We start from the raw sequence: 22,498 nt of genomic DNA on the forward strand, positions 1-22,498 counted from the left end.
GCGGGGGAAGCTGGCCGAAGGCCGGAAGAGGGGGGGACGAGCAGGGAGACCGTCGGAGCTTGCTCAAGTCGATCCGCCGGGGACTCGCCGGCCGTAAGCGAGGATCGCCTCGATCACTGCTCCAAGATCCTGGACGACGTCGTCGTTTGAGATCCGCACGACCTGTAAATGCTGAGATTCCAGCCAGGCCTGCCGAATCCGGTCGTCATTCGCCCGACCGACGTGGCTGTCGCCGTCGAGTTCGATCACGAGCCGACGCGCCGGCTCGGAAAAAATCGACCACCTATGATCCGAGCGGCACCTGGCGTCGGAACTTCAGGCCGAGCCGACGGAGTTCGCGGAGTTCGCGCCAGAGAATTCGCTCAGGCATGGTCATGTCGCGGCGCAAGCGTCGGGCGCGATCCAGGGGGGCGTTGGACTCGTCGCGATCTCCTTGCATCAGGCACCTCGGTTCGGATCAGACCTGGAACTCCGACGGTTTCCGTGCTCGTCCCCCCCTCATCCGGCCCTGCGGGCCACCTTCCCCCGCCAGGGGGGAAGGATTTCAGACATAAAGACAGCCTCATTCGTCCTCGACGGTCATCTTCAGGGTGAGGACGACCTTGCGGGGATCCTTGCCGTCCTGCCTGGGCTCCTCGGTCTCGTGGCGGAGCAGGACGACCTCCTCGCCGGGCCTGGGGGCGGCGGGCTTTTCGAGGCGGGTCGTGGAGCCGGAGAAGGACGGCCAGCCCCACCAGAGGGCGTCGGCGGGGAGGGCGACGCCCGCGCCGCCGCGCGACGCTCCGGAATTGATGCGGAGCTGCAGGTCGCCGCGACGCAGGAAGAAGAGGACCTTGCCGCGCCTCGCCTCGGGGCCCTTGTTCGACTCTTCGACCTGCATCACCCGCTTCTGGCTCACGGTCTTCTGGCCCGCTTCTTCGACCTCCAGCCAGCACCGGGGGCGGCCCCCCTCGTACTCGAAGACCCAGGAGCCCACGCCCAGGAAGTCGGCCAGCTCCTCGGCCGTCAGCTCGCCGTTGCGGATCGCGGAGCCGGGCTTGCCCTCCTCGGCGCGGCCGGGAGAGGTGGAGAAGCCGATCGCGCCGGCCAGCAGCAGGAACAAGGCTCGATCGAGGCGGTTCATGGGAGGCCCTCGGGGGAAAGATCGGAGGCCGGATCGTCGGGATTCTCGGCCACGGGGACGAGTTCGTTGCGGCCCCGCAGGAGGCCGACCAGGCCGTCGAACCGCCAGCGGCCGTCCTCCTCGACGAGCCGGTGGACCAGCCCGACTCGGTTCGCGGGGCAGATCCAGACGGCCCCGTCCTCGCGCCAGGCCTGGAAGTTCTTGCTGATCGAGCGCGGGAGGCCCACGATCCCCCCCTCGGCGGCCGGACGGATCGGGCGGGAGGCGAGGTATCGCGAGGAGAAGTAAGGCCGCGCGGCCTCGATCCGCGCCTCGTCCGAGAGGCCCGGCCGGTTGGCGACCGCGATCAGCTCGGCGTAGGCACGCACCGCCTGGCGCACGGGGCGGGTGGAGACGACCTCGAAGGCCAGGGCCCCGGCCAGCACCGCGACGCCCGCCGCGGCGATCAGGATGTTCCGGGTCTTCGGGCTCATGGCTTCATCTGCGACTTCAGCTCGTCGCGCAGGCGGTCGACGATCGAGTCGTCCTTGGCCTGGGCCAGGAGCTGCTGGACGACGGTCTTCACGCCGCGAGGGCCCCACTGCCCCCCTTGCCTTAGGTACGTCCCGGCGGCGTGGCCGATGACGTAGGAGGCCGAAGCCGAGGCCGCCGCCTGCGTCAGCCCGATCGCGCCGTAGCCCAGCGCCGTGAGCGGCGCGGCGAGGCCGCCGGACATGACGGTGAGGCCGGCCATCGACGCCTTCACGCCGCTGCCGATCAGCCGGGTGGCCACCTGGACCAGCCCGGTCGCCCCCAGGGCCAGGGTCATGTCGCGGACCAGCCGGACGGCGGCCGGCCGCGTGAGGGGGATGTCGTAGACCTTGCTGAGGGCCAGGATCATCGCCACGTCGACCGCCAGCCCCCCCGCCAGGTCGGCCACGGGGATCGGATTGAGCGCGACGGCCGCCCCCTTGGCGAGCGAGTAATTCCAGATCAGGCGGCCGGCGGCCTCCTCGCGGATCCGGACCTTGCGGTCGAGGATCTCGGCGTGGACGTCGCCGGCGGACAGGAGGGCGTTGAGCGCCACGAGGGCCTTGCCCTCGCGCTCCAGCACGTCGAGGATCCGGACCGTGAGCGGCTCGATCACGGGAGCGGGCCGCTCCCACTCGATCCGGGTCGTCCCGTCCGGGTCGCGGACCTTCACGGCGACGGGGTCGGGCCGCGCGGCGCAGAGGACGACGTCCTCGGGCCGGACGAAGCCCTTCACGCGCTCGTCCTCGATCATGGCGTGGATCGCGTCGCGGTCGGCCTCGGGGTAGCGGTCGACCTGGTTAAACACCAGGATCATCGGCTTCCTGTGGCGGCGAAGCTCCGCCAGGGCCTCGGTCTCGATCCGCTGCATGTCGCCCGAGACGACGAACAGGATCAGATCGGCGCGGCGGGCGGCCTCGCGGGCCTGGGCCTCGCGGACCTCGCCGCCGACCTCGTCGATCCCCGGCGTGTCGACCAGGATCAGCCGGGCCCCGGCGAACCCGGCCCGGCCCCCCTCGTCCGCCCACTCCTGCGACGAGCGCCGGACCGTGGTGCCGTGCGTCGCGCCGACCTCGAACAGCTCGCGCCCGAGCAGCGCGTTGAGGACCGACGACTTGCCCCGGCTGACCATCCCGAAGGCGACGATCTCGACGGTCGTCTCGTCGAGCTTGCGGGCCAGCTCGCGGAGCCGGGCCAGCTCCGGGGCCATCGCCCGCTCCTCCTCGGGCGTGAGCTTGAGGGCGTCGAGCGTGGCCTTGAGGCTGTCGCGGGCGCGCTCCATGGCGTCGGGGTCGGCGTTCGGGGCCGCCGCGTCGGCGGCGCGCTCCAGGTCGTCGAGCAGCGGGCCGAGGGCCGCCGCGGCGTCCCGCTCGGGCTTGTCGTCGTCAGGCGTGGGGTTCATCGCTTCTCGCCCTTCTCAGGTGGATCGGCTTTCCGGGGCGGCGGGCCGGGACCAGACGCGGGAGAGCACCCGGTCGAACGCCTGGCGGGCGAAGTCCTGGAGGAAGTCCGCGCGGGAGTTGGCCTCGAACCGGCGCAGCACCGCTCCCTCGACGCCGCCGGGGCCCCAGGATTCGCCCTCGCGGAAGTACTCCGCGAGGGCCTCGCCGGCGATCCGCGCGAGGTAGGCCATCGTCACGGCCTGCACCGCGCCCGCCGCGACGAACGTCATGGGCGTCCGCTTGAAGACCCCCGCGACGACCGACGACGCGGCCTCCGCCAATCCCGCCTTGAGCATCGCCTGCACCAGCTTCGCGGCCAGCGCCCGGAGCTGCACGGGGCTCGGGTTCAGGTCGTACACGCGCGCCAGGTCGGCGATCAGGTCGAGCTGCACGGCCGCTCCCTGGACGAGGTTGAGCGCCGGGACGGGGTTGGCGAAGACGGTCGTGGCGGTGACCCATTGGTAATGGTCGACCAGCTCCCGGCACTTCCGATCCCGCTCCCCGCCGAGCGCGGACTCGGCATCGCGACCCAGGTTCTTCGTCTTGAGGAGCAGATTGGCCAGTCGGAGCAGCGGGCCCTCGTCGGCGAGCACGGCGGCGATGCGGTCGCGGAGAGGCTGCACGTCGGGCTCCTGGATCTCGAACACCGTGCGCGAGGTGCCGTCGCCGAGCCGCTCGCGGACCTCCAGCGGCCGGGGCGCGGCGGCGACCGTCACGACGTCGTCGGCCGGGACCACGCCTTCCAGCCGTTCGCGGAGCTTGGCGCGGATCGCGGCGAGGTCGGCGTCGGGGAAGCGGTCCTTCTTGTTGAGGACCACGATCGATCGCTTGCCGAGACGGGCCAACTCCAGGAGCGCGGCGTACTCGCGGCGGATCAGGTCGTGGTCGACGACGAACAGGAGCAGGTCGGCCCGCTCGGCCAGCCTCCGGGCGTCTTGCTCGCGTTCCGCTCCGCCGGGACCGGCCTCGGCGAGCCCCGGGGTGTCGACGAGTCGGACGACCCCCTCGGCGGCTTCGAGGGTGTAGACGTGGTTCTCCCCCTCGCGGGTGGTCCCCATGACCGCGCCGGTGCGGCCGACCTCGCGACCGAGGAGGGCGTTGACCAGCGAGGTCTTGCCCGCCGAGACGGTGCCGAACACGACCACGTCCAGCTCGCCGGCGCCCGAGGTCGCCAGCCGGCCCTCGTCCAGCCGGGCGAGTTCGCCTTGAAGCTCCTGCCGGCGCGCGGCGTCGCGGATCTTCTCGATGTACTCCCGGGCCTTCGCGGATTGCTGCTCGGCGGCCTGGGCGAGCACGACGGGGTCGAGCCGCGGCGGCGCCTCGTCTTCCACCTCCGCCGGGCGACGGCCTCGGAGGAGCGCCCGGCCGAGCGCGGCGACGGCCAGGGAGAGAACGAGGCCGAGTCCGATCAGCAGCGCGGGCCGCCAGGCGCCGAGGCGGTCGCCGCTCGCCGCCACGGCCAGGAAGAAAAGCCCCGCGACTAGCGCGGCGGCGGATTCGGCGAGGGGTCGCGGTCGGTTTCGAGGGCTGGGCATTCCGGGTCGCTTCTCGGGAGAGAGGCCGACGCCCTCGCCGGACGACGGGCCGGTAAGGTTGGTCGAGACTCCTTCCGATTGTGACGACGGTCGGCCCCGGGTCGCCAGGGCCCAGGCCGGGAATCGACCCGTCGTCAACGCCGGCGAGGGCGGGATCTCGGGCGGTCGTCCCGGGATGGGACGTCGCTTCGAGGTCCCGCCCTCGCGTCGGCGATCCGGTCGCTCGGGAGGACTCAGCGTCGGCTGACGCCCCAGCCGAGGTTGTCCATCATCGCGGCCAACCGGTTGCGGCGCGGGGCCTGGCCGGCGGAGCCGTGGTTGTGGGCGTGGTCATGGCCGGTCTCCGGCGACGGCGAGGGTCCGCCGAGGCTCGGGGCCTCGTAGGCGTCGTCGACGCCCCCGTCCGGCATGGCGAGCAGCGGGCTGCCGGCCAGGGCGGCGTCGTCGTCGGTCAGCCGACGGCCGCGGCCGTTCCGGGACGCGGAGGGGACGGCCGGGGGCGCGAGTTCCGGGGGCTTGGGCCGGGGGGCGCTGGCCCTCGGGTTGATCTCGAACGGCGACCGATTGGGGTCTTCGGCCGGCGCCGCGGGCTCGTTGCGAGGGGCGGGTTCCGCGGCGGCCGGGGGGGTGGCCCCGGGCCGGGGCGCGTCCATCTCGAACGGGCTGCGCTCGTCCTCGTTGGGAGGGGTCGGCAGCTCCGGCCGGGCCCCCCCGGGGCGGGCGGGGGCGTCCGGTCCCGGGTCGGCGCCGGGCTCGTCGCCGTCGTTGTAGTCCTCGGGATACTGGAGCGGGATCTCCTTGAACGACGCCTTGGCGTCCGGGGCCTCGGGGCTGGGGGCGCCCCAGCCGCTGGGGAACCGCCGCCAGAGCGTCGGGTGATACCCGAAGTACTGGTCCTTATAGATCCGGTAGACCGGGTCTTCCTGGCTGCACGGGACCCGCTGCCGCTTGATCGGGTGCAGCGGGAAGAGGCCCGTCTGCTGCGCCTGGGCCGACTCCGTGAGCACCACGCTCGCCGCGACGGCGACGAGCAGCGGCCCGAGAAGCCCTCTCCACGATTTCGTGTGCATTCCTTGCCTCGTCCGATCGGGGTGCACGCTTCGCCTCCGGTACTCCTGGGGGAGGCCGACCCAGCTCGACTTCGCCTTCACGGCTCTTGGGCTCTTGGATCGGGTCCGCCCGGCCCCAGCCTCCAGATAAACTGGATAACAGGCGTAGAACCAGGGCTTTGCGCAAATAGCGAAGATCCGGAATCTACGAGAAGGAGGGGATGAGCGGAAGGTCGGGGTCAGTCGCGTGCGAATGATTGAAACGGCGGGCCGTGGAGGCCGATGAAGGGAGTGTCGGAGCTTGATCCCGGTCGCGTCTCTCGTCTTTCGAGGGTCCGGCGCGTCGGGCGTCCGTTCGGCCTCGGGCCGATCCTTCCAGACGAGGACGACTGATGAGCGAGGGAATCCGGCTGATGAGGCGACTCGCGGCGGCGATGGCCGTGGCGGCGGCGATCGGCGGCGGGGCGAGGGCGCAGACGGCGGCGTCTTCGGAGCCCATGGTGATGTTCGACCCGTCGATGCGGCCGATCCTGATCGACCCGCTGGCGGCGCAGATGATGACCGGCACGGGCATCCCGCTGACGCGAGGCGAGGCGGGGCTGGCGGCGGCGGCCTCGGCGCAGCGGCTGACGGGCATCGGCTCGGGCCGGGCCAGCGGCGTGCGGGGGGTCGCGCCGGGGCGCGGGGGTCCGGCGGCCCCGCGTCGGGCGACGCTGGGGGCCCCGGGCGGCCAGGCGTCGGTCTTCTTCAACCGCTACGGCGGCGGAACGGCGACGAACGTCTCGGCCCCGACGAGCCGGGCGACGACCCGGAATTTCTACAACCGCCCGGCCGGTTTCTTCCCCGAAGGTCGGCGATAACGCGGATTCGTCCCCTTTCCATTTGAGCGGGGGGCGGATCGTGCCGATTTTAAGTCGTGTCAAGGCCGAGCGCGGATTCCGCCGCTCGGCGTTCGGGGCGCAAGCCGCCGATATCAAGAGAAGTCGAGAGAGTTTGGGATCCGGCGAGCGGGATACGTCGCGAAGGATCGCGGCGGCCGCTCGATGCAGGAGAAGGGATCTCTGCCGAGCCGGTCTCGGAATGCCGGGAGGAGAAGGCATGGAACGCTCAGGGAGTATCCGCCGGGCCGGCTGGCTGGTCATGTTGCTGGCCGCCTGCGCCGCCTGCGGCTGTCAGACGGTCAAGACGCCGGAAGAAGCGATCGCCAACAGCAACATCCCGACCGAGTTCAAAAAGGTCTCGATGCCCGACTACGTGGTCGAGCCTCCCGACCTGATCCTCGTCGAGGTACTCGAAGCCCTGGAAGGCCGGCCGATCTCGGGCGAGCGACTGGTCCGCCCGGACGGCAAGATCACCCTGGGCTTCTACGGCGAGGTCTACGTCGCCGGGCTCACCATCCCCGAGGTGAAGGAGAAGATTGTCCTCCACCTGCGGAAGTACCTCAGCGACGAGCTGCTCGGGCTCTTCGAAGAGGACCCCAAGACGGGCAAGCCGATCCCGATCGACCCCAAGGATACCGACCGGGTCTTCGTGGACGTCACGGCCTACAACAGCAAGAACTACTACGTCCTGGGCGACGTCGGCGCCCCCGGCAAGCTCCCGATCACCGGGAACGAGACGGTGCTCGACGCCATCCAGTACGCGGGCGGCCTGCTGCCGACAGCCGCGCCGCAGAACATCCGCCTGGTCCGCCCCGCGCCGCCGGGTGCCTGCTGCGAGCAGCTCTTGCCCGTGAACATCGCGGCGATCACGAGCGGCGGCGACCCCGCCACCAACTACCAACTCATGCCCGGCGACCGCGTGGTGGTCTATCGCGACCCGATCGTCCGGACCACGATCTTCCTCGACCGCGTCGCGGCGCCGTTCCAGACCGTGCTCCAGTCGATCCTCCAGAGCGCCTTCACCATCCGGTCGGTGCAGTTCGCAGCCCAGGGAGCCGGAGGCCTCGGCGGCGTGGGCGGCGGGGCGGCCGCCACGCAGCCGTCCCTGCTGACCCAGCCGGGCGCCCGCTGACCGCCCGAACGGGCGAGACGGTCTCCAACTCGACTCACGGACCGATCCGGCCGCGGGCCCCCGCCCGACGCCGGATCGGTCCGCGTCGTTCGCGGCGGGCGAGAGCCATTGACCGGACCGCCCTGCCGACCCAAGATGGCGAACGACGGATTGGATTCCATCCACGAGGAGCCCGGGCTTGTTCCAACTTCGATCGGCGGCCTCGGCCCGCGAGGCGACGACCACGTCCTCGGACGCCCCCGCGACGGGACGAGCCCGCGGGCGACTGCGACGGGCGGCCCGAATCCTCGGACTGGGCGTCGCGACCGCCGTCGCGGCCTTCGCGCTCCGGCCCTATTACAGCCAGAATCTCGGCGTCGTCGCCCCCGGCCGCGCCTACCGCTCGGCCCAGCCGACCTCGGGGCTGGGGGAGCTTATCCGCGACCACGGCCTCGCGGCCATCCTCAACCTGCGGGGTGGAAATCCCGAAGACGCCTGGTACGTCCACGAGGTCCGCACCGCTCGGGAGGCCGGCGTCGACTTCTACGACCTCCCCCTTAGCGCCGTAAGGCGACCGACGCGCCGGGAGCTGCTGCTGCTCATCGACGTCATCACGAAGACGCCCGAGCCGCTCCTGATCCACTGCCGGGCCGGGGCCGACCGCACGGGACTGGCGACGGTGGTGTACAACCTGATGATCCTGGGCCAGCCCCCCGAGGCGGCGATCGAGGGCTTCACGCTCTACCACGGCCACGTCCCGCTGTTCGGCCCGCAGCGACTGCACGAGCCGATCAATGAGTACGCCGCCTGGCTGAAGTCCGCCGGGCTGGCGCACACGCCCGAGCGGTTCCGCTCCTGGGTCCGCGACGACTATCGCGCCGAAGATCCCCCGGCCGACCCACCGCCGTTCCCCGCCGGCCCCCGTTACGCGATCTGAACCCGCGAACGGCGGCGCGGCGAGCCTGGGAACCCGGTCATTCGGGATAGATGAGGTAGCGCTCGCGGACGGCTTCGAACTCGGCGAGCCCCTGGGTCCAGAGGGCCTCGATCTGATCGAGGCCCTTGAGGTCGAGGATCGCCTGGTAGGTGGCCTCGTTCGCGAGGAGCGTGGGCATGCGCTCGGGCTTCCACGCATCCTTGTAGTCCTTGCGGAGCGTCAGGGCCAGGGCCAGGCCCAGCTTGAGCGGGTCGAAGGCGGCGCGGTCGGTGATCTGGATCTGCACGCCGCCGCACTTCTCCCCCTTGTACTGACGCTCGGTCGGCGAGAACTCCAGGGGGGTGAAGCTGACCCCCGGCACGCCCTGGGCGTCGAGCGAGCGGGCCCAGTCGACCGGCCGGATCCAGGGCGCCCCCACGCGCTCGAAGGGGGTGTCGGTGCCGCGGCCGGTGGCCAGGTTGGTCCCTTCGAGCCAGCCCACGCCGGGGTACAGCAGGGCCTCGGTCAGGCTCCGCATGTTGGGCGAGGGGTTCACCCAGAGCAGGCCCGTGCGGTCGTAGGCGGCGGCTCGGTTCCAGCCCTCGCAGGGGACGACCTCCAGGTCGGCCTCGATCTTCCGCTCGGCGTTGTACATCTTCGCCAGCTCGCCCACGGTCATGCCGTGGCGGATGGGGATCCGGTGGTAGGCGACGAACGACTCGACCTTCTCATCCCGCAGCGGGCCGCCGACCGAGACGCCGTCGATCGCGTTGGGGCGGTCGAGGACGACCACCTTCTTGCCGTTGGCCTTGGCCGCCTCCAGCACCAGGCCCAGGGTAGCGATGTAGGTGTAGTAGCGGACGCCGATGTCCTGGATGTCGTAGACCAGGACGTCGAGGTCGGCGACGTCCTCGTCTTGCGGCTTGCGCTTCTTGCCCTCGTAGAGGCTGATCACGGGGAGCCTGGTCGCCTCGTCGACGGCGTCGGTGATCTTCTCCTGGTCGAGCGCGCCGCGGATCCCGTGCTCGGGGCTGAACAGCTTGACGAGCTGGACCTCGGGGGCGGCGAACAGGACGTCGATGGTGGATCGGCCGTCTGCCGAGCGGCCGGTGTGGTTCGTCACCAGGCCGACCTTCTTCCCCTTGAGCGAATCGAACCCCCGCGCCGCCAGCACGTCGATGCCGCAGACGACGGGCGAGGGCCGTTCTGGGCGAGATTCGGGCTCGGCGGCCGACTCGGATTCGGCCGGGGCCTGGTAGGCCGGCGGGTCGACCAGCGCCGCGGCGGCCAGGGTGGCGACCTCGCGACGGAGCGACGACGGCGAGGGGTTGGACTTCGGGTGCAGGCGGCTCGACAGGATGACGACGAACGTCTGGGTCTCCGGGTCGATCCAGATGCTGGTGCCGGTGAAGCCGGTGTGGCCGAAGCTCGAAGGGCCGAAGAGGTCCCCCTTGGGGCTGCTGAAGCCGGTCGCCACGTCCCATCCCAGGCCGCGACGCTGCCCCGCCGGGGTGGTCGCCGGGTCGCGCATCAGGCGGACCGTGAGCGGGGCGAGGACGCGCGATCCCGAGGGGGCTGCGCCGTCGTCCAGGAGCATCCGGGCGAAGGCGGCCACGTCGTCGGCGGTGGCGAAGAGGCCGGCATGGCCCGCCACGCCGCCGAGCGCCCGCGAGCGCGGGTCGTGGACGACGCCCCGGACGTAGGCGTCCCCTTCCTTCTCGGTCGGGGCCACGCGCTCCAGGGCCGGCCACTTCGAGGCGTCGCCGCCGACGGGCCGGAAGTGGGCGTCGACCATCCCGGCGGGGCCGAACACCCGCTCGCTCGCGAACTGGTCGAGCGGCAGGCCCGAGACCTTCTCCACGAGCTTGCCCAGGATAATGAAGCCGACGTCCGAATAGAGGAACTTCGTCCCCGGGCGGGCCACCGGCTGCAGCTCGGCGATCCGCTTCCAGGCCGCTTCGGGGCCGTCCTTGTAGTCGCCGATCGCGTTGTCCGGGATCAGCCCGGCGCGGTGACGCAGCAGGTGGTCGACGGTGATCCGCCCCTTGCCGTGGTTGTCCAGCTCGGGAAAGTACTTCACGATCGGGTCGGACGGCCGGACCTTCCCCTCCTCGATCAGGACCATGACCGAGCTGGCCGTGGCGATCGGCTTGGTGAGCGAGGCCATGTCGAAGATCGTGTCGCGGGTCATGGGCTCCGAGGTCGGTTCGACGGCCCGGCGGCCGAAGGTCTTCGCGTACGCCACCCCGCCGCCGCGACCGACCAGGACCACGGCCCCGGGGATCTGCTCCTCCGCGACCGCCTTCTCCACGACCGCGTCGATCCTCGCCAGGCGGTCGGCGTCGAAGCCGAGCTGCGCCGCGGTCTCGGCCGTCGGCGCAGTGACCTCCGAACCTCGCGCGATCGTCCCGCCCAGGCCGATCGTCGCGGCCGCGACCCACGCCGCGACCTGCTTGCCGTACCACTGTTTCACGATCTTTCCACCCGTGTTGTCGACTCAAGGATCAGGTGAGGCCCCGGCGGCACCGAAGCCCCCATTCTAACGGCGGATCGAAGGTCCCGCGCCTCCCTGGCATGAGGGGTCGCGAGAGGCTCGACTCGATCCAAATCGGGGTGCCGGACCCGACGTCGCCGGCGTTCGAAATGAAAAAAACCGGCCGCCGACCGGAACTTCCACGACGACCTCTCCCTTCGTCGTGGAAGTTCCGGTCAACGGACCGGTTGGCTCGGCATACTCTTCGGCATGAAGCCTTGAGGCGTTGGAAGAAACCGGATGCAGTCTGATCGCCAGCGACCGCCTCTCCCTCGGTCGCGGACAACCAGGCCGACAGCCGGTTGGCTCGCTGGCTCGACGCCCACTCAGGGAGGGCGGAACCTTTGTCCGAACCGGCCGAAGAATCGACTTCCCGCGACGACCTCTCCCTTCGCCGCGGGGAACCGTCTCCACCGACCGGTTGGCTCCATCGGGCTCGACGGGCCGCGTCACGGCCCGGAACCCACTCGTGTATCAACCGAACAGCAGATCCGCTCCGCCGCGACCGCCTCTCCCTCGGTCGCGACGAACCTCATCGAACTGCCGGTTGGCTCGCTGGCTCGACGCCCCCCGAGGGGGCGGAACCCGTTGTAAAAACCGGCCGGAGAACCGACTTCCCGCGACGACCTCTCCCTTCGCCGCGGGGAACCGTCTCCACCGACCGGTTGGCTCCATCAGGCTCGACGTCTCCCCCGCCTTTCGTGCCGGCGAGGGATCGGAACCTTTGTAAGAAAGGGCGAGCGGGGGGTCGTGCGAGGCATCCCGCTCGCCCTTTGGCGGGGCAATCGTTAAAAACGATCGTCGCCAGTGGGGTGGCTTCTTGTAAGTGTTTCGAGCCTCTCGGCCCGCGAGTGGTTCCTGACCTAACCTCTGAACTGGTTTGACTTTTCGTCTCACACTTTCGTGTCTCTCGTCTCGACGCCAGGAGTAAAAAGCAAAGGCAGTGCCAGAACCAGGAATCGCGGCGTCTCAAGTCGGCACGGGGCCCGATCGGCGGCCGGCGGATTCGCGGAATCCCAAGCCATTCCGAATCTTAAGACGTTCGAAGAATTTTCGATCGGGGCTGCGAATTTTCGCCCGGCCACGTTTCTTCAACACTTCTCCATCAGCGGAACACGGGCGGCCGCACAAGATCCAGGCACGGCCTGCCGAATAGATCAACAACGCCCCTCGGACGCACGCTCGATCAGCGGCTCGAGCCTTCGCAATTCGAAGTTCGGGGGGAGGCCATGGGGTCGCGGGGTCGTTCAAGGGGAGCGAGAGAGGGAATCTCTGGGCATTCCGGCCCAGGTTCCTCGCTTGCGAGAGAGACGTGGAGGCCGACTCCGAACATGATGGATGGACAGGAGCCGCGTCCGGCCCCGCGCGAGGAACTCGCCCGGGCCGTCGACGCCTGGAACGATCGGGGCGAAGCTTCCTCTCTGGAAGGCTGGCTGGGCCGGGAACTCGACGAGCCCGGAAACCCGGGGCGGCTCCCGCTCGCGGAGTGGGCCGAAGCTCTCGGGCTGCTCGCCCGCGCCCGGACCTCGCGGGCCGGCTGGCCGCGCGGGCTCGACCGCCGGCTGACCGACTTCCTGAGGATGCTCCTCCGGTTCTCCCGCCCCGACGGGCGGACGGCGGCGCTGGAATCCGATCGTCCCGCGCCACCTGCTCCCCGCGCTTTCTGGCGGGGCCTTGCCGCGGCCTTCCCCGAGCCCGACGTGGCCCGGGTCCTCGACTGGTGGTTCCCCGGCCGCGACGTCGAGCCCGTGCCGCCACCCCTCCCCGCCTGGTCGAGCCCGCACTCGGCGCTGGGCGTCTTGCGGGCGGACTGGACGCCGAGGGGGGATCTCGTCGCGTTCGATCAACGCGAGGAGTCGTCGGCCGCCCGCTTCGAGGTCTTCGGCTCGGGCGTCTCCTGGCTGGGGCCGCGATGGCGGACGACCGATGCGGCCGGGGACGAGCCGACGACCGCTTCGAAAGCCGTCCCTTCGGCCTGGTCGACCAGTTCCGGCGCCGACGTGGCCGAGTGGACGTTCCAGGCCGGCGACCTGCGCGTCACCAGACTGGCCCTGATGCTCCGAGGCCGACGCGCGGCGATCCTCGCCGACCTGATCGAAGGCGGATCGAGCGCCGTTGCGAGGGAGATGCGGCTGACGATCCCCGAGGGGAGGACCGTGGAAGCCCTGCCCGGCACGAAGGCCCTGCGCCTGCGTCCCGCCGCCCCGGCCCGTTCCGCGCAGATCATCCCGATCGGCCAGCCGGCCGAGACTCTCGGCGGGACCGGCCGGCTCACTTACGACGATTCGACGCGCGAGATCCGCCTGATCCAGGCGACGTCGGGGGGTCGGGCGTGGCTCCCCTTGCTGGTCTCCTGGGACCACGCGCGGAACAAGAAGGCCTTGGTGTGGAAGTCCCTGACGGTCGCCGAACAGGGCAAGGCCTGCTCCCCGGAGACGGCCTGGGCCGCTCGGGTGAGCTGGGCGAAGGCCGAGACCTTCGTGATCTACCGCAGCCTCGGCCCGGCCGCGCGGAGGTCGTTCCTGGGCTTTACGACCACCGCCCGATTCATGATCGGCCGGTTCACGCCCGAGGGGGACGTGGACGTGATCGCGTCCCTGGACTGATCCGCCCGGCCGCCGCCGCCTTACAAGGTCGGGTTGCGAGGCTTCGCCAGGATCGCAGTCAGGGAGAGCGCGACGTAGACCAGGGTCACCACGGCCGTCAGCATCCCGGTGTGGAAATGGGTGGCGGCGAGGCTGGCGTCGGCCCCGCGACGGATCAGGAGTCCGAGGACGGCCTGGGTCGTGATCAGGACCGCGGCCAGCATTCCGGTTATGATGAGGAGCGGCTTCATCGGGAGTTCGCCTCGGCCTGAGTCTGGTTTGCGGACCGTCCGCGTTGAGGGCCCGTCGGAAGCCTGAAGATACCCGATGCCGCCCCCCCGAGTCACCCCGGCCCCCGACCCTCGATCGACCCCGATATGAACACCGACCGAATCCGCGACAACCTCCTGGCCGTGCGGGGCCGGATCGCCGAGGCCGCCCGCCGGGCCGGCCGCGACCCGGCCGCGACGACCCTCGTCGCCGTGACCAAGAAGCGGAGCGTCGAGATGATCCGGCCCCTGCTGGAGGCCGGTTCGCTCGACCTGGGCGAGAACTACCCGCAAGAACTTTGGGAGAAGGTCGACGCCCTGGTCGACGCCCCCGGGCCGATCCGCTGGCACCTCATCGGCCACCTCCAGGGCAACAAGGCCCGGCGGACCTTCCCCCTCGTGCGGACGATCCACGCCGTCGACTCGCTGAAGCTGCTGACGACGCTCGACGAGCTGGCGGCCGAGGTCGCCGACCCGCCCTCGGTCTGCCTCCAGGTCAACACGTCGGCCGAGGAGGCCAAGCACGGCTGGCGCGACGCCGCGGTCCTCGACGACGCCGAGGCGATCGCCGCCTGCTCGCGGATCCACGTGGTCGGCCTCATGACGATGGCCGGCTACGGCACCGACGGCGAGACCGCCCGGCCGTCGTTCGTCCGCCTCCGCGCCCTCCGCGACGACCTCGTCCGACGGATCGGCCGGCCCCTGCCGCACCTCTCGATGGGCATGTCGAACGACTACGAGGCGGCCGTCGAGGAAGGCGCGACCCTCGTGCGGGTCGGCTCGGCCCTGTTCGAAGGGGTCGAGCCGTGATCGAGCTGACCTCGAGCAAGGAAGGCCTGCTGCTCGACGTCCACGCCCAGCCGGGCGCGCGCCGCAACGGCCTGATCGGCGAACGCGCGGGCGCGCTCCGCGTCGCCGTGACCGCCCCGCCCGACAAGGGGAAGGCCAACGCCGCGATCCTCGAAGTCCTCGCCGAAGCCCTGGGCCTGCGGCTGTCGGCGATCGCCCTGGTCTCCGGCGAGACCTCGCGTCACAAGCGCGTCCTCCTCGCCGGGATCGATCCCGAGGAAGCAGCCCGGCGGATCGCCGCGGCCCTCCCCGAACCCAAGACCACCGACAAGAATTCCTGACCCGCCTCTCCAACGGACGAACGATGCCCGACTATCCCGCCGAACTCGCCATCGAACCCTGGACCGGCCCCGCGCCGAGTGCGACCGTGCGCGTGCCCGGATCGAAGAGCCTGACCAACCGCGCCCTGATCGTCGCCGCCCTGGCCCGGGGCAAAAGCGTCCTCACGGGGGCCCTGGACAGCGAGGACACCCGCGTCATGGTCGACGCCCTGAACAAGTTGGGCGTCGACGTCGAGCACGACAAGGAAACGGCGACGATCCGGGTCGAGGGCTGCAGCGGCCGGTTCCCGGCGTCCGAGGCCGACCTGTACGTCGCCAACTCGGGGACGACCCTGCGGTTCCTCACGGCGGCCCTGGCGGTCGGCAAGGGGAAGTACCGGATCGACGGCACCCCCCGGATGCGCCAGCGGCCGGTGGCCGACCTGCTGCAGGCGCTCAACGGCCTGGGGGCGTTCACCCGGAGCGAGCTGGGGACGGGCTGCCCGCCGGTCGTGATCGACGCCGACGGCCTGGACGGCGGCTTCGCGTTCGTCCGGGGCGACGTCTCCAGCCAGTTCCTCAGCGGGCTCTTGATGGCCCTGCCCTACGCGCGGGGCGAGTCGGTCGTCGAGGTCGAGGGGACGCTGGTCTCGCTGCCGTACGTCGCGATGACGCTCGACGTGATGCGGGAGTTCGGCTTCGAGCCCAGCAACCGCAAGAACAAGCGGTTCGTCGTCCACCCGGGCCGCTACAACGGCCGCGACTACGCGATCGAGCCCGATGCGTCGGCCGCCAGCTACTTCTTCGCCCTCGCGGCGATCACGGGGGGCACGGTCACCGTCGAGGGCCTGGGCTCGACGAGCGTCCAGGGGGACGTGCAGTTCGTCGACATTCTGGAACACATGGGCTGCACGGTCGTCCGCGGCCGCGACAAGATCACGGTGACGGGCGGCCCGCTGCGATCGGTCGACGTGGACATGAACGCCATCAGCGACACCGTGATGACCCTGGCCGTCGTCGCCCTCTTCGCCGACGGCGTCAGCCGGATCCGCAACGTGGCCCACATCCGCCACAAGGAGACCGACCGCGTCGCCGCCGTCGCCGCCGAGCTTCGCAAGCTGGGCGCGCACGTCGACGAGCAGCCTGACGGCCTGCTCATCATCCCCCCCGATCCCTCCGCCCTGACCCCGGCCGCCATCCACACCTACGACGATCACCGCATGGCGATGGCCTTCGCCCTGGCCGGGCTGAAGATCCCAGGCGTAACGATCCTCGACCCCGGCTGCGTCGCCAAGACCTACCCGCGCTTCTGGGACGACCTGGCCGCGACGCGAACCGGCTCTGCATAGCCTTCGTTCCGGAGATTTTTCGAGGACCGTTGGACGAACGGGAAGGTGGTCCGGGCGGCCCGCCCGGACGTCGAGAGTCCCGAGCCTTCAACGCCCGGGCGGACCGCCCGGGCCACCCTTCGGTCGGGTCCGGGGGCCTCGAACGGATCTCCGGGATCGTGCGTCACCCCCGAACCGGCCCGACCGCTTGACGCTCCGAAACGACGCGGGGTATCGTGAACGACTTGACGACGGCCCGTCCGGGACACCATCGGGGCGACCCAAACCCGGACGGCGTTGGATTTTACGGCATCGACAGGCCGCCGAGCGAACCATGCTGCTGAAACGGACGCACACCTGCGGGGAATTGACCAAGGAGCACGTCGGCCAGGCCGTCGCGCTCAACGGCTGGGTCGACGCCTGGCGCGACTTCGGGGGCCTGGTCTTCATCGACCTCCGCGACCGCTACGGCGTCACCCAGGTCGTCTTCGAGCCCGAGGCCGGCGCCGACCTCCAGGCGCAGGCCCGCGAGCTGCGCAACGAGTACGTCGTGGGGATCCGCGGCACGGTCGCCGCCCGGCTCGCCGGCAAGGAGAACCCCAAGCTCAAGACCGGGGCCGTCGAGGTCCGCGCCGTCGAGTTGGTCGTCTACAACGCCTCGCCCACGCCCCCTTTCGAGATCAACGGCCCCGAGCCGAACGAGGAGCTGCGGCTCAAGTACCGCTTCCTCGACCTCCGCCGGCCGGACCTCCAACGCGTGTTCATCCTGCGGCACGAGGTCGGCCAGACGATGCGCCGGGTCCTCTCGGAGCAGGGCTTCCTCGAAGTCGAGACCCCCATCCTGGGCCGGAGCACGCCGGAAGGCGCGCGCGACTTCCTGGTGCCGAGCCGGGTGCACGCGTCGCACTTCTACGCGCTGCCGCAGTCGCCGCAGCTCTACAAGCAGCTGTTGATGGTGTCGGGCTTCGACCGCTACTTCCAGATCGCCCGCTGCTTCCGGGACGAGGACCTCCGCGCCACGCGGCAGCCCGAGTTCACGCAGCTCGACGTCGAGATGTCGTTCGTCGAGGACGAGGACGTCATGACGGCGATGGAGCCGCTGATCGCGGCGATGGCGAAGCAGTTCGGCGGCGAGGAGCTGAGGCTCCCCCTCCCCCGGCTCGACTACCACGACGCGATGGAGCGGTTCGGCAGCGACCGGCCCGACCTCCGCTACGCCCTGGAGTTGAAGGACCTCGCCGACATCGCCGAGCAGACCGAGTTCCGCGTCTTCCAGATGGCGAAGGAGGCGGGCCACCGCATCCGAGGCCTCTGCGCCCCCGGCGGCGCCGAGAAGTACAGCCGCAAGGACCTGGACGGCCTGACCGAGTTCGCCGCGACCTTCGGCGCCAAGGGGCTCGTCTGGCTGAAGGTCGAGGCCGAGACCTTCGCCGGCCCGACCGCCAAGTTCTTCAAGCCCGAGGTCCAGGCCCAGCTCCGCGAGCGGTTCGACGCCAAGGTCGGCGACCTGATCCTGATCGTCGCCGACTCCCAGGCCGTCACCAGCCAGGCCCTCTCGAACCTCCGAGCCCGCCTCGCCGCCGAGCTGAAGATGTACGAGCCCAAGACGTTCCATTACTCCTGGGTCGTCCGCTTCCCGCTCCTCCACTGGGACGCCGAGGAAAACCGGTACGCCGCCGAGCACCACCCGTTCACCATGCCGCTCGCCGAGGACTTGCACCTGCTCGACACCGATCCGTCGAAGGTCCGGGCCCAGGCGTACGACCTCGTCATCAACGGCGAGGAAGGCGCGGGCGGCACGATCCGCTGCCACGACCCGGCGATCCAGTCCAAGATCTTCGCCCTCCTGGGCCTCTCGCCCGAGCAGGCCGAGGAGAAGTTCGGCTTCCTGCTGAGCGCCCTGCGCAACGGCGCCCCGCCGCACGGCGGCGTCGCCTTCGGCTACGACCGGATGGTGATGCTCTACGCCGGGCTGACCAACATCCGCGACTGCATCGCCTTCCCCAAGACCGCCAAGGGGACCGATCTGATGACCGGCGCCCCGGGCCTCGTCGAGCCCCGGCAGCTCAAGGAACTACACATCAGGTCGAGTTGACCCGAGCCTCTCGCGTCAGCCCGCACCGAACCTCGCGAGCGCCGCGCGGACCTCGTCCCCGCGGCGTTCGTCGTTTCCCGGCCTCATCGCCCGGAAAATGGTTGACAGGTCGCCGGCCTGATATACATTCATTCTCACGCAAATCACGCTTCCGTCCCGGCTCTCGGGCCTCGTGCCACCTGTTGCCCTCATGACGACGCGAACGACCAAGCTGGTCCTCCGCACCGCGCCCTGGCTGGCGTGGCTGATCGTCTGCGCGGCGTCCTCGTCCCGATCGCTGGCCGACTGCGCCCATCCGGCCGGCGCGACCGCGATGCATCGGGCGTCGGCCTCGCTCCAGATCCTCGAACTCGGCGAAGCGGACGACGCGACGACCTGGGCCGTCCCCGGCCGACCCTGCACGGGCCCGCGTTGCAAGTCCAAGGCCCCCTCGGCCGACGCCCCTGCGCCGCCGGCCCTGCCCGACCGCGACGACGGCTGCCTCGCCCTCGTCGCCATCCCCCGGCCCGCCGCCGACCCGACGGCCACCGCCTGGGTCGACCCCCTCCTCACCCCCACGCTCGCCTCACTCGCCCTCGAACGACCCCCGCGCTCGATCTGAGGCGAGACCGCCGGCATTCTCGAAGTCGTCGACGGCTTGCGCGCATCGACTTGCGTCCGCCTCCGCGGGGCACTTCCACCATTCCGGCACCGATCGGCCTTCCCCCCTGGCGGGGGAAGGTGGCCCGAAGGGCCGGATGAGGGGGGGACGAGCACGAGGGCCGTCGAAGATCCGACAAGTCTTTCCGGGGCCGATGGTCGTGCCGGCCGGGTTTCGAAATCCGAGGCTCCCCGCGCGCGTCACCCCCTCATCTGACCGCTGCGCGGTCTGTCTTCCCCCGCCTGGGGGGAAGACCGTTCATCCGCGACGGTACCCCGACCGGCCCGCTCGCGACGCATCGACGCCGATCGTTCCGATTTTTGACATCATTTCACGGATCCCTCCATCATGACCACACGAGACCCCTCCCGCCGCGCGGCCTTCACGCTCATCGAGCTGCTGGTCGTCATCGCCATCATCGCCGTCCTGATCGCGCTGTTGCTGCCGGCCGTGCAGTCGGCCCGCGAGGCCGCCCGGCGGATCCAGTGCACGAACAACCTGAAGCAGATCGGCCTGGCCTGCCACAACTATCACGAGTCGCGCGGGGCGCTCCCCGGCGCGAACATGGTGTTCGGGACCACCGGGCTCTCGGCCCTCAGCATGCTACTGCCGCAGATGGAGCAGACGGCCGTCTACAACGCGATCAACTTCAACTTCAGCTTCAGCCACGCGGTCAATTCGACCTCAAAATTCACCGTGGTCTCCGGGTTCGTCTGCCCGTCCGACCAGAGCAACCCGCTGCCCGCGCTGGGAGGCCAGACGAATTACATGGCCGACATGGGGAGCGGCATCGTCTGGCAGGAGGCCGTCGCCGGCAACGCGGCCCTGCCGAAGCCCAACGGGCTGTTCCACGGCAACAGCTCCAAGCGATTCGCCGAGGTGACCGACGGCCTCTCGAACACCGGCATGTTCTCGGAGCGGATCCTCGCCGACGGCAACAACGCGGTCGTCAGCAAGGTGGCCGACGTCTTCTTCTCGCCGCTGGCGCCGACGACCGTCGACGAGGCGTACTCCATGTGCCGCGCGGTCGACGTGTCCAACCTCTCGAACCAGTTCCCGCTCTTCATGGGCGCCCCCTGGTTGACGGGCCAGCACATCTTCCAGCACATCAACCCGCCCAACGGCCGCTCCTGCGGGTTCTTCGTCACGAACCGCGCGATCATGCCCCCCAGCAGCTTCCACTCCGGCGGGGTCAACCTGCTGCTGGCCGACGGCTCGGTGCGATTCGTCAAGGACTCGATCGACCTGGCGACCTGGCGAGCCCTGGGGACGATCTCCGGCGGCGAGGTCATCAGCAGCGACGCCTATTGAACGGCCCATCGGGAGGATCTCGCATGTCGACTCGATTTCCGATCCCAGCGCGGCGGTTAGCCGCGACCCTGGCCGTCGCCCTGGCCGCGATCGCCACGGGATGCTCGTCGGGCGTCGCCCATCCGGTCGATCCCGGCCCCGCGATGGACGCCCTCAAGACCACGCTCGACGCCTGGAAAGCGGGGAAGGCCCCGGACTCCCTCCAGGAGGCCTCGCCCCCGATCGTCGTCCAGGACCTGGAATGGCTCTCGGGCGCGAAGCTGGAAAGCTACGAGGTGCAGGGCGAGGGCGTCCCGGCCGACGCCAATCTGCAGGTCCGCGTGAAGCTGAACCTCGCGGCCAAGGGCAAGAAGGCCCAGCGCGACGCCCACTACCTCGTCACGACGAGCCCCGCCCTCACCGTCTTCCGAGATATGATGCGATGATCCGTCGGACCGTCGTCAGGAATCCCGACCAGCCCCCGAGGACCAGGAAGATGCTCCTTCGAACCGCCCTGTCCGCCGCGACCCTCGCCGCCGGCCTCTCGGCCGCCGCCGAGGAGCCGACGAAGCCCCAGGCGTCCGCCCCGACCCAGGCCGCCGCCCCCGACGAAACCGCCCGCGCCCTCCGCGAGGCCTGGCCCGACCGCCCCGAGTGGCTCGACATGTACACGGCCATCCTCAACGAAGAGCCGATGGGCCCGACGAACGGCTGGTTCCGCACGTCGACCACCCAGACCCGTTATACCTGGGACGCCGTCCGCGCCCGATTCGATCGCGACGGCGACGGCAAGATCGCCCGCGCCGAGTACCCCGACGGCGACGAGGCGTTCGCCCGGCTCGACCGCGACCGCGACGGCGGGCTGACCGAGGCCGATTTCGACTTCTCCCGCGCCTACATGCCGACTCCCGGCTCCATGCTCTTCTCCCGCCTCGACCGCGACGGCGACGGCAAGGTCGTCAAGGAAGAGATCGCCAAGTTCTTCAAGGCCGCCGACGCCGACGAAGCGGGGTTCCTCTCGCGGATGGACCTCGAACGGGCCTTGCCCGCCCCGTCGGGATCGATGGGACCCGGCGACCGTCCCACCAAGGAGCAGCTCATCAAGGGGCTGTTCCGCCAGGAGATCGGCTCGCTCCAGAGCGGCCCGAACCTGGACGAGACCGCGCCCGACTTCACCCTGAAGACGGCCGACGGGAAAGAGGAGCTGACGCTCTCGAAGCTCGTCGGCCCCAAGCCGGTCGTGCTGATCTTCGGCAACTTCACCTGCGGCCCGTTCCGCAGCATGGCCGGCAACTTCGAGAAGCTCCAACGCCGCTACGGCGACCGCGCCACGTTCGTCATGGTCTACGTCCGCGAGGCCCATCCCAGCGACGGCTGGCGGATGCAGTCGAACGACGCCGTGGGAGTCTCGACCGCCCAGCCCACCTCCTATGAGGAACGCGCGGGGGTCGCCCAGCAGTGCGGCAAGCTGCTCGGGCTGGGCTTCCCGATGCTGGTCGACACCATCGACGACGCCGTCGGGGCCCGCTACAGCGGCATGCCGGGCCGCTTCTACCTGATCGACAAGGCCGGCAAGATCGCCTTCAAGAACGCCCGAGGTCCCTTCGGCTTCAAGCCCGCCGAGCTGGAACAGTCGCTCATCCTGCTCCTCCACGACGAAGGGCCCGGCGGCGAGAGCCAGGTCCGCACCGAAGTCCGCTGAGCCACTTTTGTCGTCAACCTCCCCTTCCGACGGCCCCGACTCCCATCGGGGCCGTCGGCGTTCCTCAGGCGCGCCGCATCGCGCGCGATCATGTCGCCGCCAGTCACCCCGCCCGAGATCCGGGTAGCCCGACGACCTCTCCCCCCGATACAATCATCCCTCCCCCGTCGACCCCTGGCCTAGCGTCGCACGACCGAACGGCGACGGAACAGGCTTTGCGACGAGTGCGGGGTTACCTTCGCGACTTCGCCCCCACGCGAGGCGGCCGTGGCCCAGACGGGGCCCTCGGATCGGCCCGACGCAATTTCGCTCAAGGCCTCGATGGCCCCCGAGTCGCGTGGTAAATTAGTCAACACAGGAAAGATGGACCGAAGCCGTCA

General features: G+C 70.4%; 21 protein-coding genes. 12 read left to right on the forward strand and 9 right to left on the reverse strand.

Features of this window, described 5'->3' with window-relative positions:
• Positions 1-63: 63 nt before the first annotated feature.
• From G6O68_RS33290 to G6O68_RS16125, 7 genes are all read right to left on the reverse strand, one after another.
• Positions 64-249, reverse strand: a complete 186-nt coding sequence (locus G6O68_RS33290; protein ID WP_165249615.1) for a DUF559 domain-containing protein — start codon at positions 247-249, stop codon at positions 64-66.
• A gap of 34 nt (positions 250-283) precedes the next feature.
• The gene (locus tag G6O68_RS33595) at positions 284-439 is read right to left on the reverse strand and encodes a DUF559 domain-containing protein (protein ID WP_165249617.1); all 156 of its coding nucleotides are present in this window, start codon (positions 437-439) and stop codon (positions 284-286) included.
• 123 nt (positions 440-562) lie between these two features.
• Positions 563-1,123: a hypothetical protein gene (locus G6O68_RS16105; protein ID WP_165249619.1), complete on the reverse strand. Its 561-nt coding sequence runs from the start codon at positions 1,121-1,123 to the stop codon at positions 563-565.
• Entirely contained in the window at positions 1,120-1,596 is a 477-nt protein-coding gene (locus G6O68_RS16110; protein ID WP_165249621.1) for a hypothetical protein, read from the reverse strand. The genes G6O68_RS16105 and G6O68_RS16110 overlap by 4 nt, the downstream gene beginning before the upstream one ends.
• Positions 1,593-3,035 (reverse strand): GTP-binding protein, encoded by a 1,443-nt coding sequence (locus tag G6O68_RS16115; protein ID WP_165249623.1) that lies wholly within the window; start codon positions 3,033-3,035, stop codon positions 1,593-1,595. Before G6O68_RS16115 ends, G6O68_RS16110 begins: the two co-directional genes overlap by 4 nt.
• Before the next feature lie 15 nt (positions 3,036-3,050).
• Positions 3,051-4,610: a GTP-binding protein gene (locus G6O68_RS16120; RefSeq protein ID WP_165249625.1), complete on the reverse strand. Its 1,560-nt coding sequence runs from the start codon at positions 4,608-4,610 to the stop codon at positions 3,051-3,053.
• Positions 4,611-4,843: 233 nt separating this feature from the next.
• Positions 4,844-5,680 (reverse strand): hypothetical protein, encoded by an 837-nt coding sequence (locus G6O68_RS16125; protein ID WP_165249627.1) that lies wholly within the window; start codon positions 5,678-5,680, stop codon positions 4,844-4,846.
• 371 nt (positions 5,681-6,051) lie between these two features.
• Here G6O68_RS16125 and G6O68_RS16130 point away from each other — a divergent pair, with 371 nt between their 5' ends.
• The 3 genes from G6O68_RS16130 (at position 6,052) to G6O68_RS16140 (ending at position 8,588) form a co-directional block, all read left to right on the forward strand.
• Complete coding sequence (locus G6O68_RS16130; protein ID WP_165249629.1) at positions 6,052-6,519, forward strand: hypothetical protein; 468 nt, start codon at positions 6,052-6,054, stop codon at positions 6,517-6,519.
• A 238-nt stretch (positions 6,520-6,757) separates the two neighbouring features.
• Entirely contained in the window at positions 6,758-7,672 is a 915-nt protein-coding gene (locus tag G6O68_RS16135) for a polysaccharide biosynthesis/export family protein (RefSeq protein ID WP_165249631.1), read from the forward strand.
• Between the two features lie 178 nt (positions 7,673-7,850).
• Entirely contained in the window at positions 7,851-8,588 is a 738-nt protein-coding gene (locus tag G6O68_RS16140) for a tyrosine-protein phosphatase (RefSeq protein WP_240911305.1), read from the forward strand.
• 37 nt (positions 8,589-8,625) lie between these two features.
• Here G6O68_RS16140 and G6O68_RS16145 read toward each other — a convergent pair whose 3' ends face one another.
• On the reverse strand, positions 8,626-11,040 hold the full coding sequence (locus tag G6O68_RS16145; protein ID WP_240911320.1) for an exo-beta-N-acetylmuramidase NamZ domain-containing protein: 2,415 nt from the start codon (positions 11,038-11,040) through the stop codon (positions 8,626-8,628).
• Positions 11,041-12,431: 1,391 nt separating this feature from the next.
• On the opposite strand from G6O68_RS16145, the gene G6O68_RS16150 reads away from it, so the two are divergent.
• The gene (locus G6O68_RS16150; protein WP_165249633.1) at positions 12,432-13,706 is read left to right on the forward strand and encodes a hypothetical protein; all 1,275 of its coding nucleotides are present in this window, start codon (positions 12,432-12,434) and stop codon (positions 13,704-13,706) included.
• Between the two features lie 20 nt (positions 13,707-13,726).
• On the opposite strand, the gene G6O68_RS16155 is transcribed toward G6O68_RS16150, so the two are convergent.
• Positions 13,727-13,936, reverse strand: coding sequence for a hypothetical protein (locus tag G6O68_RS16155; protein WP_165249635.1), 210 nt, complete (start codon positions 13,934-13,936; stop codon positions 13,727-13,729).
• Positions 13,937-14,062: 126 nt separating this feature from the next.
• Between G6O68_RS16155 and G6O68_RS16160 the strand changes: the two genes are divergently transcribed.
• From G6O68_RS16160 to G6O68_RS16195, 8 genes are all read left to right on the forward strand, one after another.
• Positions 14,063-14,764: a YggS family pyridoxal phosphate-dependent enzyme gene (locus G6O68_RS16160; RefSeq protein WP_165249637.1), complete on the forward strand. Its 702-nt coding sequence runs from the start codon at positions 14,063-14,065 to the stop codon at positions 14,762-14,764.
• Positions 14,761-15,084, forward strand: coding sequence for a DUF167 domain-containing protein (locus tag G6O68_RS16165; RefSeq protein ID WP_165249639.1), 324 nt, complete (start codon positions 14,761-14,763; stop codon positions 15,082-15,084). Before G6O68_RS16160 ends, G6O68_RS16165 begins: the two co-directional genes overlap by 4 nt.
• A gap of 23 nt (positions 15,085-15,107) precedes the next feature.
• A complete protein-coding gene (aroA, locus tag G6O68_RS16170; protein ID WP_165249641.1) occupies positions 15,108-16,412 on the forward strand; it encodes a 3-phosphoshikimate 1-carboxyvinyltransferase in 1,305 nt (434 codons plus the stop codon).
• Between the two features lie 313 nt (positions 16,413-16,725).
• On the forward strand, positions 16,726-18,486 hold the full coding sequence (gene aspS, locus G6O68_RS16175) for an aspartate--tRNA ligase (RefSeq protein WP_240911322.1): 1,761 nt from the start codon (positions 16,726-16,728) through the stop codon (positions 18,484-18,486).
• A 190-nt stretch (positions 18,487-18,676) separates the two neighbouring features.
• Entirely contained in the window at positions 18,677-19,087 is a 411-nt protein-coding gene (locus G6O68_RS16180) for a hypothetical protein (protein WP_165249643.1), read from the forward strand.
• 387 nt (positions 19,088-19,474) lie between these two features.
• Positions 19,475-20,437, forward strand: a complete 963-nt coding sequence (locus tag G6O68_RS16185; protein ID WP_165249645.1) for a DUF1559 domain-containing protein — start codon at positions 19,475-19,477, stop codon at positions 20,435-20,437.
• Between the two features lie 23 nt (positions 20,438-20,460).
• On the forward strand, positions 20,461-20,862 hold the full coding sequence (locus tag G6O68_RS16190; RefSeq protein ID WP_165249649.1) for a hypothetical protein: 402 nt from the start codon (positions 20,461-20,463) through the stop codon (positions 20,860-20,862).
• 50 nt (positions 20,863-20,912) lie between these two features.
• Complete coding sequence (locus tag G6O68_RS16195) at positions 20,913-22,118, forward strand: deiodinase family protein (protein ID WP_165249652.1); 1,206 nt, start codon at positions 20,913-20,915, stop codon at positions 22,116-22,118.
• Positions 22,119-22,498 lie beyond the last annotated feature (380 nt).

The organism is Paludisphaera soli (assembly GCF_011064595.1).
GTDB classification, from domain to species: domain Bacteria; phylum Planctomycetota; class Planctomycetia; order Isosphaerales; family Isosphaeraceae; genus Paludisphaera; species Paludisphaera soli.